The organism is Streptomyces sp. AJS327, assembly GCF_013450295.1.
GTDB lineage: Bacteria > Actinomycetota > Actinomycetes > Streptomycetales > Streptomycetaceae > Streptomyces.
This window is the reverse complement of record NZ_SKBR01000002.1, coordinates 856,606-870,199: the sequence shown is the minus strand read 5'-3', so window position 1 is coordinate 870,199 and position 13,594 is coordinate 856,606. Positions and strand designations below refer to the sequence as shown.

Annotated in this window: 11 protein-coding genes; 4 read left to right on the top strand and 7 right to left on the bottom strand. The window is 66.9% G+C overall.

Going from position 1 to position 13,594, the window contains the following annotated elements; genetic code table 11:
• The first annotated feature begins 27 nt into the window (after positions 1–27).
• From E0L36_RS13500 to E0L36_RS13495, 3 genes are all read left to right on the top strand, one after another.
• On the top strand, positions 28–2,313 hold the full coding sequence (locus tag E0L36_RS13500) for a hypothetical protein (RefSeq protein ID WP_180929268.1): 2,286 nt from the start codon (positions 28–30) through the stop codon (positions 2,311–2,313).
• A gap of 577 nt (positions 2,314–2,890) precedes the next feature.
• On the top strand, positions 2,891–3,013 hold the full coding sequence (locus E0L36_RS27660; protein WP_258016160.1) for a hypothetical protein: 123 nt from the start codon (positions 2,891–2,893) through the stop codon (positions 3,011–3,013).
• Between the two features lie 218 nt (positions 3,014–3,231).
• Positions 3,232–3,501 (top strand): DUF397 domain-containing protein, encoded by a 270-nt coding sequence (locus E0L36_RS13495; RefSeq protein WP_180929267.1) that lies wholly within the window; start codon positions 3,232–3,234, stop codon positions 3,499–3,501.
• 148 nt (positions 3,502–3,649) lie between these two features.
• Here E0L36_RS13495 and E0L36_RS13490 read toward each other — a convergent pair whose 3' ends face one another.
• The 4 genes from E0L36_RS13490 to E0L36_RS13475 form a co-directional block, all read right to left on the bottom strand.
• Positions 3,650–4,858, bottom strand: coding sequence for a PQQ-binding-like beta-propeller repeat protein (locus E0L36_RS13490; protein ID WP_180929266.1), 1,209 nt, complete (start codon positions 4,856–4,858; stop codon positions 3,650–3,652).
• 1,023 nt (positions 4,859–5,881) lie between these two features.
• Entirely contained in the window at positions 5,882–6,172 is a 291-nt protein-coding gene (locus E0L36_RS13485; protein ID WP_180929265.1) for a WXG100 family type VII secretion target, read from the bottom strand.
• A 4-nt stretch (positions 6,173–6,176) separates the two neighbouring features.
• Positions 6,177–6,542 carry a WXG100 family type VII secretion target gene (locus tag E0L36_RS13480; protein WP_180929264.1) on the bottom strand — a complete coding sequence of 122 codons (366 nt, stop codon included), beginning with the start codon at positions 6,540–6,542 and terminating at the stop codon, positions 6,177–6,179.
• A 108-nt stretch (positions 6,543–6,650) separates the two neighbouring features.
• Positions 6,651–7,784, bottom strand: a complete 1,134-nt coding sequence (locus tag E0L36_RS13475; protein WP_308416747.1) for a S8 family serine peptidase — start codon at positions 7,782–7,784, stop codon at positions 6,651–6,653.
• Positions 7,785–9,445: 1,661 nt separating this feature from the next.
• Here E0L36_RS13475 and E0L36_RS13470 point away from each other — a divergent pair.
• Entirely contained in the window at positions 9,446–9,589 is a 144-nt protein-coding gene (locus tag E0L36_RS13470) for a hypothetical protein (protein ID WP_180929263.1), read from the top strand.
• A 123-nt stretch (positions 9,590–9,712) separates the two neighbouring features.
• Here the strand turns inward: E0L36_RS13470 and E0L36_RS13465 are convergent, their stop codons facing one another.
• The 3 genes from E0L36_RS13465 to eccB all read right to left on the bottom strand — a co-directional run bounded on the left by E0L36_RS13465 (position 9,713) and on the right by eccB (position 13,417).
• The gene (locus E0L36_RS13465) at positions 9,713–10,045 is read right to left on the bottom strand and encodes a hypothetical protein (protein ID WP_180929262.1); all 333 of its coding nucleotides are present in this window, start codon (positions 10,043–10,045) and stop codon (positions 9,713–9,715) included.
• A gap of 397 nt (positions 10,046–10,442) precedes the next feature.
• Complete coding sequence (gene mycP / locus E0L36_RS13460) at positions 10,443–11,648, bottom strand: type VII secretion-associated serine protease mycosin (RefSeq protein WP_258016249.1); 1,206 nt, start codon at positions 11,646–11,648, stop codon at positions 10,443–10,445.
• A 248-nt stretch (positions 11,649–11,896) separates the two neighbouring features.
• Positions 11,897–13,417 (bottom strand): type VII secretion protein EccB, encoded by a 1,521-nt coding sequence (gene eccB / locus E0L36_RS13455; RefSeq protein WP_180929260.1) that lies wholly within the window; start codon positions 13,415–13,417, stop codon positions 11,897–11,899.
• Positions 13,418–13,594 lie beyond the last annotated feature (177 nt).

Here is a 13,594-nt window from a genome sequence, read left to right as displayed (position 1 = left end):
GCCCCATCACCGGTACACGAGGAACACATGGTCACTTTCCGCGAGTTGCTCGACGCCGACCTCTCCCCGCTCTACGAGGCGGTCATCGGGTGGCGCGCGCTCCCGGGCAACCTCCGGCAGATCCAGGGCACCTTCCACGACAACGTCACCGAGGACCTCCGCACTTCCGACTGGGAGGGCGAGAGCGCCGTATCCGCACTCCGCACCATGTCCGCCATCGAACGACAGATCACCACCGCCGCCGAACAGGCCGAGGACGTCTTCGGCAACCTGCGCGGCGCCTACGACGTGTTCCAGCGCTGCCAGAAGAGCCTCAAGGCCATCAAGGAGGACGTCGAAAGCTCCGCCACGTACACCATCAGCGAGACAGGGAAAGTCAGTTACCGCCCACCCGCTGACGCCCGCGAACCCAGCGCCGAGGACCGCGAGGCCGCCCAGGTGGTCGCGGACTCGTACAACCGCGACATCAAACGCGTTCTGCGTACCGCCACCCGCACCGACGAAACCCTGGAGTGGTACCTCAGGGAGGACTTCAACGGGAAGGCGCCCGGATTCACGGGGCGCGGCCCCGACGATCTCCGCGACGCCATGACCCGGCAGAAGCGCGCCGCCGACGAACTCTCCGACCTCGCCGAACGCGACCCCAGCGATATGACCGCCACCCAGATCAACCGCGCCAACACCCTGGCGGCCCGCTACCACGACGCTCCGCTCTTCGCCGAGCGTTTCGCCACCAAGACCGGGCCGGAGGGAACGCTCGCCTTCTGGGCGAAGGTCGCCAGCCCCCGCGACGCCGGCTACGAGCCCAAACGCACCGAACTCGCCAGGAAGTTCCAGAAGAACCTCAGCCTCACCCTGGCAACCGCCTCCCACTCCGACAGCCCCGCCATGGCCCGCTGGAAACGCGACATGATCGAACTGGGCCCCGAACAGAAGCAGTTCGGCCCAACCAGAACCTCCCCCCGGGGTTTCCAGGTGATGAGCAACCTGATGCGTTTCGGCCGCTACGACAGCGACTTCCTCCAGGACTACGGCAAGAAGCTCATCGCCTCCGACAAGGTCTACGGCGAATCCAATCTCCTGGGAAACTGGAAAAGGTCGGCCGGCGACGCGCGCCTCAACTTCTGGAACACCGGTCCATCATCCTCCGGCACCGAACCGGACCGGGGCCGGGACCCCATGACCGGTTTCCTGGAGGCGCTGGACCACAACCCTCCGGCCGCGACCGAGTTCTTCCAGCAACCCGACCGCCCACCGAACGACGACGGCCCGCCCAAGCCACCCAAGATCAACAACAACCTGGACTACCTGATCCGGGAGCGGGACTGGCTCACCGACACCCCCGGCACCCAGCAGGCGGCTGGCCGCTCCTCCCTGGGCGACGCCCTCGTCGCCGCCACCACCGGCTACTCCCCCGACAGCCTGGCCGACGCCGCGCGGTCCGACCTCTTCAAGGACGGCGGCGACCGGCGGAACGCCGAAACCGCCGGCGTCATGGAACAGGTCGCCCACCTCTACGGTGGCGACGACGGCCCCAAGCTCCTCAAGGAGCAACCCGAACTGGCCAGCGGTCTCGGCACCATGACCGGCGCCTACATCGACGACCTGAACTACGCCCTGACCGTGGAGCCAGGAGCCGACAAGGATTTCCCAGCCCAGTACCAGGGACGCGCACAGTTCACCGGTGAGAAAGCAGAAGACCTCCTCAGCGTGGTGGGCAAGAACGAGGTATCCCACGGAGTCGTCAGCCACGCCCAGCAAATCTACACCTTGAGCCTACTGGATGAACACAAACCAGACACCAAAACACGCTTCGACCAAGGCGTGGACGCACTCCTGATGAGCGCGAAGAGCCGCGGAATTCTCGACAACGCACTGATGGAACAGAAGGGGCTGGACAACGAGGAGGCCGCCGAGGAAGCCAACAAGGGGAACGAGAAACTCGCCTCCTGGGCCAAGTACGCTGCCGGAACCACCATCACGGCGGGCACGGCCTTCTTCGCCGGACCCGCCGCCGCCGGCGTCGTTGCCCCCATAGCCACGGAGGCGGGCGGGGATATGCTCAAGGAATTCCTGGGGCAAAAAATCGATGACAAGACGTCGGAAAACGAACAGGACCCCAAGGAAAAGACACAAAAGGACGAAGACAGAATCACCCTCAAGGGAAATGAGAACATCCAGGATATCGCCAAACGTTACGCAAGCTCCAGCGAAGCAGAAAAGTGGGCAGACTCGACCAACCTATTCGACTCACTGGTCGATAAATACCAGGGAATCACGGGAGGTAAGGGAAATGGAGTACGCCCACAATAACAGAGGACACCTCCCCTCCATGGCACACCCAAGGAAAAATGGATACTGCCCTGTCGTAGCGAGAATTGCACTCGCGCTCCCACTGGGTGCGAGCCTGATCTCATGCTCAGGGCAAAGCCAGGAGGAACAGAAGTTAGCCACAAGGACATCGGCAGCGGTATGCGCCGGAGCGCTCGACTCTCCTGCAAGAGCAGCACTGGAAAGAGTGACTGGAGCGAAGGAGTTCCGTGAACCATCCCCCAGGAACCCGGAGAGCGCCGCGAAGGACATGACGTCCAGGGACGCCGATGGAGGATTTACTGATTCGTGCATCGTGGAAAGTTCACCGTCCGACTCGAAGCATGTTTCGGTAAGCATTTCATTCACGAGAGACAGCGATACCTTTTCCACCGAGAAAAACGACCCACACAGGACCCAAGCATGGACGATGTTCCCTTTGGGGAAGCGCGCAAAAACCACCAGAGGCGCCGGTCACCTGGTGTTCGAATGCCCCGTGGAGACGAGTAAACTCTCCACGCCCGTGATATCGGGACATCTTGGGGTTTATCCGCGAGAATCCGCGATTAACCCTCATGACATGATGACGATCCTCAACGCCGTTTCCAGGGAGGTCGCCAAGGAAATCGGGTGTTCGGCGGAGGCCAAGCTACCCGCGAAGACGCCACACACCACGGAAACCTGGCCCGCGGGCAAAGGGTGAGGGGCACGGCGAAGCCGACCAGCCAGCGGGGGAAACGGCAACGGCTCGGCCGGTGGGGGAGGTTGACTGACGAGAGGCCGTGGGCGGGGGCTGGCACGTAGGCTGGGGTGGGCCCGGACAGCCGGTGGGTGACGGGGGCGAACAACCACGAAGGTGCTGGCCGGAGTGTGGAGTGGGCGGCCGGGGAGGCCCCGCCGCCGGAGCGAAGGGAGTCGTTGGTGGGGACTCAGCAGGAGTGTGAAGAGCTGTACGCCATGGACATCTCGGACGTCGTCTGGGAGGGCGCTCCGGGCGATCCGGACGAGGAGCGGGTGGAGATCGCCCGGCTGCCGGGCGGTGCCGTGGCGATGCGGAACTCGAAGGAGCCGGAGACGGTTCTGCGGTACACCGCCGCCGAGTGGGAGGCGTTCGTCCTGGGCGTGCGGGACGGGGAGTTCGACCTGGAGCCCACGGAGGGCGACGGCGGAAAGGGTTCGGAGCCCGCGTAACGGTAGGCGGCCCGACGCGGCTCCGGCGGCGTTCCGTGAGCCGCCTTACCGCGATGTGCCGTGAGGGGTGAACCCAGCTTCTCGGGCTCACCCCTCACCCCTCGCACGTCACAACACCGAGCGCCATCCGGTGCGGTCCGGTGGTGAGTTACTCGGGACCGAACGCCAGGATCAACGTGTCGTACGCGCCGTTGCCGCCCTGGACCCGGGTCGAGGCCATGAACAGTCGCTTCTGGTGGTAGAGCAGATCGCCCTCGGTCAGGACGCGTTGGGTCGAGCTGGCCGAATCCGGGGTCTTCAGCAGGGACTTCTGCTTGCCGCCGCTGGAGACGCTCACCACCTCTCCCCCCGAGTCATAGCCCGGCTGACCGAACATCAGCAGCGACGATCCCCGGGTGCCGATGGGTGTGACGAGGCGGCCCTTCATGGTGATGGGCTTGCCGGTGGACTTGCCGGAGTCGAGGTCGAAGGCGTGGATCTCGTTGGACAGCCCCTCGCCCGGTTCCCCGCCGCGCTCCATCTTCGTCGGCAGGTACATGCGGTCCTGGGACACCGCGTAACCAGAGCAGAGTTCGAGGCTGTTGCTGGTGATCCCGCCGATGCCGCACTTGGGTTGGATCTTCGCCTTGCCCGGGTCGAGCGTGGAACGCTTCTTACCCTTGCCGTCGAGAGCCACGATGCTGCCGGTCTTCTTGTCGTTGTCGACGATGCCCAGGACGATCGGAGACGTCGAGTAGACCTGGTTGACCTGGTATCCCTGGGGCAGCTTGTGCGTCCAACGGGTCTTTCCCGTCTTGGGGTTGAGTTCCTTGACGGTGCTGGTCGCGACGTCGCCGTTCAGGCAGTGGTCGGCCTTGAGTAGCGACTTGCCTCCGCCGTACCCGTCAACTCCGCACCCCGCCTTGGTCTCGGGCTGCTTGATCTCCTTGCCGTCCTTGACCCGCAGCAGTGTGTTGCCGCTCCCCCAGGTCGCTCCGATCGTCTGGCCACTGATGGTGAGTCCCGTGCCGATGTAGTTCTCGGCGAAACCACCACTCTTCGGCAGCGCCTTTTTCCAGCCCTGCTTACCCTTGGCCAGATCGATCACGGTCACGTTGGGGCACTCGTCGTCGGACTTCCCCGTGTATCCGACGACCACCTTGTCGTCCGACGTGGTGTGGCGTGAGGCCGCGCAGACGTCGCCCTTCAGCTTGACCGTCCACTTCTCGTCACCGGTGGCGGCGTCGTAGCCGATCACGGTGTCCATGGACGCCTTGACCAACTGGTCACCGACCGTCCAGGTGCCCGGAGTGTCCTGGCCGCGGCGTGGGGCGTCCTTGGCGACCTTCTTCCACAACTCGCCTGCTGACGCGTCCATTTCGCGCCCGTTTCCATCATCTTCGGAGGGTGTCGCGGCATCGTCCTCCGGCTGCTCCTCCGTCGGGCTCTTCCGGTCCTCTCCTCCGGCGTCACTGCGTTCGGCCTGAGGCTTGTCGTCACCCCCGTCCCCGTCGTCTCCGGAGATCGCCCAGACGGTGCCGCCCGCGATCACGCATGCCGCGACCGCCGCCGCCACGATGGCGATCAGCCGGTTCCGGCCCCCTGGCCGGGGACCAGGCCCACCCGGAGGCATGCCGAACGGGCCACCGCCGCCGGGCGGTCCGGGCGGCCCAGTCGGCGGTCCGAACCCGCCGGACCCCGGGCCAGCGCCCACCCCGGGCGGCATCGGAGGAGGACCGGCGGGCGGCTGCCCGGGCGGGGGCGGCGTGTGAGCCGGCCCCTGCGGCGGCTGGGCGGGCGGGCCAGCCGGGGGCACCGGAGCGCTGACCTGCGGGCCCGGAGGGTTGGGTGGTGGGCCGCCCGGCGGAGGGCCAGGCGGGGGACCACCGGGCGGAGGGCCGAAGCCCCCGCCGCTCGGCGGCTCCGGAGGGACGGACGGTGGTGGTGGCTGGGTCATGGCATTCCCCCGTAGGAAGCGGACGCCCCACGTGCCGCGGGGGAACGGCGTGGGCGCCAGCGCGCCACGCTCCCCGACGCTGCTCGATCAGGACGTCACCGCTTGTCGGTTGTTGGGTTCCTCGTCGTCGCTGAGTCTTCCTGCTCCGGGCCTGGTGGTCAGCTGGCCCGTGGAGTCCGGTACGGCTGTCAGACCGGCCTGAAGAGAAGACTACTGAGGAACCTCACCCTTGGCCCACTATTGCCCGCAGCCCCGAACTTCGGCCCGCGCGCGGCCAGATGACCACCGACCGTCGGCCGGAAGCCGTGAGGTTCGGCATGCGGCCCGCCGCCCACACCGGGAAGTGCGATCACCGACGCGACGCCGTCCTCGGAAACGTGCGCCGGGGTGGACACCTGTACCACGCGGTGTCCACCCCGACCCCAACGGTCCAGCGCGACGACGTTAGATCTCGAACTGCTGGGCACCCCTCCGGTCGGTTCCCCGGTAGTTCGACACCGACGACTCCACCAGGCTGGCCAGGCTGTTCAACGTGGTGTGCAGCGCCCGGACGTCCTCGTTCCAGTTCATCTGCCGCCGCTGGTAGGCGACCTTCGCCTCACCCTCCCAGGAGTTGACCACCTTCGTGACCTCTCCGTGCAGCTCCTCCAGCTGGCCGCGAAGGGTGCTGGCGGCCGACCTGATGTCCCGGGCCGCCGCCTCAACCGTCCCGTAAGTGATGTCAATGGAAGACACGGGGTCACTGTCCCTTCACGTTCGGAGTGCTGTCGACAAACGCGCTGATGGGGCTGTTGCGCTGCGCCTTCTCGTACTCGGCGATCTCGTTCAGCTCCTGCTGGGTGAAGCCGTCCTTCGCCTTCTCCATCAGCTCCTGCATGTAGCGGAGGTTCTTCTCGAGTCGCTGGGCACGCACGATGATCTCCCGCTGGAAGTCGTTGGCCCGCTTCCCGGCCTCCGAACTCCACGCGGTCTGCATCATGTCGACGGCGCCGTTGAGACTCCCGATACGCGTCTTCAGCGTCCCCTGCATCGCCTCGATCGCCCGGATGAGGCGATCGAGTTCGGCGTTACTCTGCTTGACACCCGCCACGGCACCCTCGGCCATAACGTCCCTCCTCGTAACGGTTGTTGATCTTCCGTCTCCGGGAATGTCGTCCGCGGCTCCCACCCGACGACACCTCGTACTGCACGCACCCCGAGGGGCGCCCAGCGGCTACACCCGGCCAGCACGCCGCCGTCCGAGCACGGCAGCGCCCGCGGCCAGCACCGCGACGATCCCGGCCCCCACACCCACCAACAGCCACGGCACCCCGCCATCCCCCCCACTCCCAGACGCGGCGGCCTCCGCTCCGTCGCGTCGCCCCTCATCGGCCTCCGATCCGGACCGCTCATCCTGAGCGGACCCGTCCTTCGGCGAGTCGGGCGCCGGGTTCCCGTCGAACGTCCCGTCCTTGGCGATCGGAAAGCGGTCACGTGGCCCCGGATCCCCCTTCCCCTCCAGCAGGTTGAGACGGGGGCGAACAGCACCAAAACCGATGTATTTGCTGGCGATCTCTTTCTTTCCGTCCTTGGCGCCAGCCGTATCGATGAGCACTCGAAGTACTTGATTGGCAGTCCAGTCGGGGTGCTTCGACCAAATCAACGCGGCCGAAGCCGAAGCGATCGCGGTGGCGGCGCTGGTGCCGCCATCGCCATCACAGTAGCTTTCCATTTTCTCGTCACACCAACCCGGAATATTAGACCCAGGGGCGGAGAGATCTACATGCTGACCACTCCCGGAGTATTCTGAAACTTTACCTGAAACATCAACCGAACCAACCCCCACCACTTTATGAAAACCGGCCGGATAATTCGCCTTCTCGTTTCGCATTCCATCATTACCGGACGCCGCAAATAGCAGTTTCCCCTTTCGGGCCGCATACTCGGTGGCCTGTCGAAGGTCTTCACCTCGAACTTCGCTGCCAAATGACATGTTGATAATCCGAGCTTCACTCTGCGCCGCGGCGCGCACAGCTTTAGGGTCTGTACTAAAGAATTCATCATTCTTCACCCCCTCAAGCCCTGTACGAATCGGAAGAATCTTGGCCTTAGGCGCTAGCCCTCGAAGCCCGCCTTCGCCGGTTCCCGCAATCAGTTCGGCCATAGTTGTTCCATGACCGGTAGAATCCGTGTGAGCATCACCCTTGGCTCCGGAGACGTCCTTCCCCTTCAGTACCTGCCCACGAAGCGAGGAAGTGGAGGAATCAACACCCGTGTCGATAACAGCGACCGTCACCCCCTCCCCCTGACTTACCTTCCACATATCCTTGGCCTTCATTGAGTCCATATACCATTGCTTCTTTTGCACCTCCTGCGCTACCGACGCAGGTGCCACTAACCCTAGAACCAGTACCCAGGACCCCACTGCACCTAGGAGGGGAAAGGCTAGCTTGCAGAGCCCCTGACACACCGAAGTTGATTCATTTTCACTGTTCGACATTTTCATTGAAGTCCTGGTCATTCGATTACCGCAGGGGAAGTACTAATCTTTCCGCGTGGTCGCATTCGTCCAGCACTGGAAGAGGAATCCACAGCGCTCCCAGGATCCCTTCTCTCCGTCCGCCCACCAGAGGAAGAAGAATTTGGATTACTGACAAGCCCACTGCCGCCTGGAGTGAACTGACGGCGATCTGACGTCTCATCACTCCTCACACCGGGCGGTAGCGCTGCACCAGCCGTCGCACTCCCTTGCCCTACGGCGCTGTTCATGGTTCTAGATGTGGATGTGATAGGGGGTTCATCCTGTCCTCTCCGACCCCCGTTGTTCCGCACCTCATCCCCTACGACCACCCCCCGAGGGATCTGCGCAGATCCCCGCTGGTTGGGCGAGTCGCGTGGCACTCCTCCAACAATGCCCTCCGACGCCCCAGTTCCTCCCACGGAACTTGGACGCCTGGCCCGGACTTCACTCCCCCCTCTGTTGAGCTGCCCTAAACTTCCCGATGTCTGAGCTTGAGGAGCCACTGGACGACCGACGGCTCCCTGCGACACCGGGGGCGCGGGCCGTCCTGTAAGTCCCTGTGTATTTCCGTAGCGAGGTGCTCCAGACCCATTTACTGTGGGCCGTGGTGTGCTCTGGCCGGCTCCCACCGGCGGACCCGAAATACCCCGAGGTGGGCTGGGTGTCGGGGATCCCGGCTTGGATGTGGGAGGCTGCCCCGGCGCGCTGGGAGAGTTGACGCCCGGGACCTGGACCGGGCCACGCGGCATGGGCCCCGGGGCGGAGGCGATGGGTGGCACGGGTGTTACCTGTCCGGGGGGTGAAGAACTAGGCGCCGGTGTGACCGTGTTCGGCAGAGATCGTTCAGTGCCAGGTGCGAGTGGAAGGCTCGCGTTGTCGAGTTCCGTGGCTACCGGTGGCCTGCCATTTGTGCTGCCTTCTGCTCGTGGTTCACCATTTTCCTCGGTCTCGAATTCACCCAAACCCGTGGACTCCGTGGTTCCCTCATGCTGTTGCTGATCAGCATTGCTCCCCAGGGGCGATACATCATCCTGGCGTGACATGGATGAATCAATCACCGATCCTGTGCCGACTCTCTCAAGGTTTCGCTCTCTTCGAGGAGGGCGCGGAACCCCAACGTCGGGCATTCTGCCGAACTTGGGTTCTTCGGCCAGGGCCATGGAGTCGTGGGAGACCTGGTAGTAGGAGCTGAGCTTGTTCATGAGGTTGATGGCCTCTTGCCGGTCGCCCTCACGCTTCTTGGCTACGACGTAGGCGGGGTTGGTCGGGACGCGCTTCGTCTTCGGGATTCCGCGGAGGGCCTCTTCGAGGCCGCCGTCCCCGTCGCGTTTGGGCATGGAACTCTGTACCTGTGCCAGGCCCTGGCTCGCGTTCTGTAACTGGCGTCCGGCGGTCTCCGCGTAGCTGGACAGGGTCGTCGTCTCCGAGGAGAGGCGGCGTACCCACTTCTTGAACTGTGTGCCGGACTCGCCGTCCCAGTCGACTTCACCCGCGTAGGCGCGCACGTCGTGTGCGAAGGTGGCCAGCGCTTCGGCGGCGACGCGGAGGGCGTCGCCGGTCCGTGCGAGGTCGGCGGGTTTGGCTCGCTCCACCATGTCGATGAGGTCGTCGAGTTCGTGTCCCTCGAAGTTGGTACCGCCGATGGGCTGTGAGCTGCCGGAGGTACCTCGCAGGACGCGGGTGGCGTCCCGGGTGGACTGCCGGACGAACGCGTCGGCCTGCTGTTCGTTCAGGTTCTTCGCGGTTCCGTCGTCACTCATGCCTGACTCTCCCAGCTACAGAACAGCTTCCTCGCCGCCTTCCGTCTTCTGCCGCTGCTCGGGGTTCTCCTGGCGGCCGTAGATCTTCCAGAAGCGGCGTTTGAGGTCGTCCTCCAGGTTGTCGAAGCCGCGGTCGATGCCCTGGACGGCGATGCCCATGGCTTCCACCTGGTCGCCGAAGGTCTTGGAGAGGTCGGTCAGCCGCTGGTGTACGTGTGCGTAGACGCGGGCGAGGTCGGCCGCCTCGGAGAAGGTGTCACCGCCGAAGGAGGCGAGTGGGAGGGTTTCGCTGCCCAGCCGGGAGCTGCCGGCGGAGGAGGTCTCAAGCTCCCTGATGATGGTGTCCACGCGGGTCTTGAAGCGTGCGAGTGAGGCCGCTTCCCGCCTGAGTTTGGCGCTCCCGCTGTCGCCCGGGGTGGGTCCGGACGTGCGGGGGTTCTCGGATTCCGGGTTCTCCGGCTTCCCCACGGGCTTCCCCCTGCCCCGTCACGCCTCCACGGGTGTGAAGGCTCAGCCGTGTGGTGTGTGTGCGTCATTCTGGCGTGTCTGTCGGAGGAGTCCGCTACGCGCAGAGACAGCCCACACTGTAGTCACCGGTTCGGCGGTGACCAACTGCGAAGAGTGAGAGTGCTGTGATGACCCGTGTCACGAACCGGCCGGTCGGCACAGTCGAACGACCCCTGGTACGGGGGCTGTTGACGGGCGGAACGGGCTGGCGCAGGGTGGGCTGTCCGGCGACGGAGCGTCAGGAGCGGGGGTTGCGGCGGCGGTGGTCCCGGGCGACGAGCGCCGCCCCGCCGAGGGCGCCCGCGAGGACCAGCCCGCCGAGGACCACGTAGGTGCCGAGCCGTTCGTTCCGCTCCTGTTCGGTCTCGTCCAACTGCAACTCCATGGCCTCGGGACGTTCACCCCTGGTGACACCCTCACGGGCCACCGGACGGTTGACGGGCCCATCGTCCTCGGTCACGGCCCGCACCGGATCGGTCACACCCCAGCCGACGAGCCGGTCGCGGCCGGGGACCGACCGTTCGGCGGTCTGGGCGATCTGGGCGGCGATCTGCCGCGCGGTCCAGCGGGGGTGTTCCGCGCGGAGCAGCGCGGCGACGCCCGCGACGTAGGGCGCGGAGAAGCTGGTGCCGTTGTCCTGGCAGTGGCCTCCGCCGGGGACGGTGGAGACCATGTCCACACCGGGCGCGGCCACGTCGACGAAGTCGCCGGACTGGGAGAAGGGGGCGCGTTCGTTGTTCCGGTCAGAGGAGGCCACAGCCAGGACACCGGGGTAGGAGGCGGGGTAGGTCTTCTTGACGGTGCCGCCGAGGCCGTCGTTCCCGGCCGAGGCTACGACGACGCGGTTCTTGCGCAGCGCCCGGTCGACGGCGGCCTTGAGGACGCTGTGACCCCGCACGGGACGCTGGGTGTCCTGCGAGATGTTGATGACGTGCGCGCCCGCGTCCACCGCGTAGTTGATCGAGGCGGCGAGGGTGCGGTCGGTGCCGCTGCCCTCAGCGTCGTTCTGCTGGATGGGGATGATGGTGGCGCCGGGGGCGAGACCGACGAACCCGGTGCCACTGGCGGGCCGGGCGGCGATGATCCCGGCGACCTTGGTGCCGTGACCGACCAGGTCGGTGGTGCCGTCGTCCTTGAGTTCGCGGGGTGGCGGCTCGCCCTTCTTCTTCCTCGGCTGGGCGAGGACGCGTTTGCCGCGCCGGGTGTCGACGGCGTCCCGGAGTTGCGGGTGCTGCGTGTCGACTCCGGTGTCGATGACGGCGACGCGGACGCCCTCGCCGCGGGTGTTCTTCCAGAGTTCGTCGAGGAGTACGCGCTGGAGGGCCCAGGGGCGGCCGGTGTAGTCCTTGGACTCGGCGGTGCACTGGGCGCCCGGATCGGCGGCGGCCGGAGGGGCGTTGAGGAGGACGGCGCCCGGCGCGAGGAGGGCGGCGATCACGGTCAGCGCGGCGCGGCGGGGAGCGTTCCGCGGGGCGTGTGCGGGGTGGTGCGCCGGGGGGTGTGGGGGGCGCTTCCCGTCGGCGCCACGGGGTGCCGGGGAACGGTGGGGGGTGGGGTGGGTGCTGGTCACTGTCGTCCCGTCTGGTGGGGCGTCTCCGGGGTGCGGGGCGGGGTTCCGGCGCCCGATGTGCCCGAGGTGCCCGAGGTCTCCGGGGAGGTGGGAGAGGTGGGGGAAGGCTCGGCGTGGCATCGTCAGGAGCCCTGCGGCTGGCGCGCGTCGGCCGGGGAGAGCCGCGGGCCGGTGGGCAGGAAGCGGGACCAGGCGGCGGGTACCGGGGTGGGTTTGACGTTCTCGTAGCCGAGCCGCCGCTGGGCGCCCTGGCTCTCCTCGGTCTGCTTCTCACGGGAGGCGCTCTTGCCGTCGGAGCCGATGTCGGACTCGTCGCGGGCGCTGTCGCTGTTCGACTGGAGGGCGTAGCGCAGGCCGGTGTCGGTGACCAGGAAGACCGGGCCGACGCGGGTGTTGCGGCCGGTGACCTGGCGGAACAGCTGGCCCGCGCCCGGGGTCACGTAGGCGCTGGTGGAGCCGGTGGGGAGCGGGGCCGGGTAGCTCTTTCCGGCCCAGGTGCTGAGGGTGGGGCGGCCGGTCTCGCGGTCCACGCCACGCAGCACCCCGCAGAGGGTGTCGCGGGCGCCGCCGGTCGCGCCGGGGGTGTTGACGCGCTCACTCTTGGCCTTCGGCCAGTCGTGGTGCCCGGCGAACGCGGGGCCCCTGGCCTCGAAGCCGCCGAGTCCGAACTCCTTGGCCTTGCCGCCCTGATGGGCGAGTTCGGGCTGGCCGAGGAGGAGGGTGGCGACGAACGCGGAGACGGGCACGACGCGTCCCTTGAGGACGAGGTAGTGCTTGACGACGTTCGCCTCGGTGGTCTTGAGCACCGTGCCGACGGTGTTCAGCTTGCCGCGCAGGGTGCCGGGGACCTCGGCGGGCGAGCCGATGTCGGCGGGCAGTCGGGGGACCCGGATCGGGTCGCCCTCGCGGAGGGTGTCCAGCCACCCGTCGGTGACGCGCTGGGGGCGCTGGTCGCCGACGATCGCCCGGAGCAGGTATCTGTCGTTCCTGATGCGGTACTTGGTGCCCTTCTTGTCGACGACGTAGCGGGTTCCGTCCTGTCCCGCGACGTAGAGGAGTTCGCCGCCGCGCAGCCGGTTCCGGCCGTCGACGCGCTCCCGTTCCCGTTCGGCGAAGACGAAGGCGGCCCGCTGCGCGGTGCCGCCGCCGGGGCTGGGCCGGACGCAGACCGCCCACCGCACGCTGGTGGACGCCTCGTCGGCGGTGGGCAGCCGGTCGGGGGCGTAGGGGATGCCGATCGAGGCGCCCCGCCGGACCTCGCCGCCGTCCAGCACCTTCTCGTCGACTTTGACGACGTCGCCCTTCTGGGGGTCGAGGAGCAGCCGGGCGGAGGCGAGGTTCAGGACGGGGTGGAGCTGGGTCGTCCCCTTGGTCTTGAGCACCACGTAGCGGGTGGTGGACTCGCTTCCGACGATGACCTTCTCGCCGGGCTTGTTCCAGTCCTTGGGCGCCTTCGGCTTGAACATGCCCCAGGCGCCGAAGCCGACCAGGACGAGCGCGCCGATGACGATCCCGGGGAGTACCGCCCGCAGCGGGCGCGGGGCGCCCTCTTCCGTACCGGTGGACGAGGGCTGGAGGAACGCGGAGACCAGCCGTTTCTTGGCGAAGGTGTAGGCGTTCAGCTCGTCCCGCCGTGATGCCATGCCGCTCCCCTGTGTCCCCTGTGGTGTGTGTCCGCGCGCGCCTCCTGGCGGACCCGACCCGCCGCGTCCGCGACGGCCGGCGCCGCGCTCCGCACCGGCGTTCAAGTGCCCATCAGCGCTTCGGTGTTGGCCGCGCGGGCCCCCTACTATGCCGGTTGCCCGACGGTGTGCGCAGCG

What these genes read in the sequence shown, in the direction of transcription:
- E0L36_RS13500 (WP_180929268.1), top strand. Translation starts at nt 28, where the DNA reads ATGGTCACTTTCCGCGAGTTGCTCGACGCCGACCTCTCCCCGCTCTAC.
- E0L36_RS27660 (WP_258016160.1), top strand. Translation starts at nt 2,891, where the DNA reads ATGATGACGATCCTCAACGCCGTTTCCAGGGAGGTCGCCAAGGAAATC.
- E0L36_RS13490 (WP_180929266.1), bottom strand. Translation starts at nt 4,858, where the DNA reads ATGGACGCGTCAGCAGGCGAGTTGTGGAAGAAGGTCGCCAAGGACGCC.
- E0L36_RS13480 (WP_180929264.1), bottom strand. Translation starts at nt 6,542, where the DNA reads ATGGCCGAGGGTGCCGTGGCGGGTGTCAAGCAGAGTAACGCCGAACTC.
- eccB (WP_180929260.1), bottom strand. Translation starts at nt 13,417, where the DNA reads ATGGCATCACGGCGGGACGAGCTGAACGCCTACACCTTCGCCAAGAAA.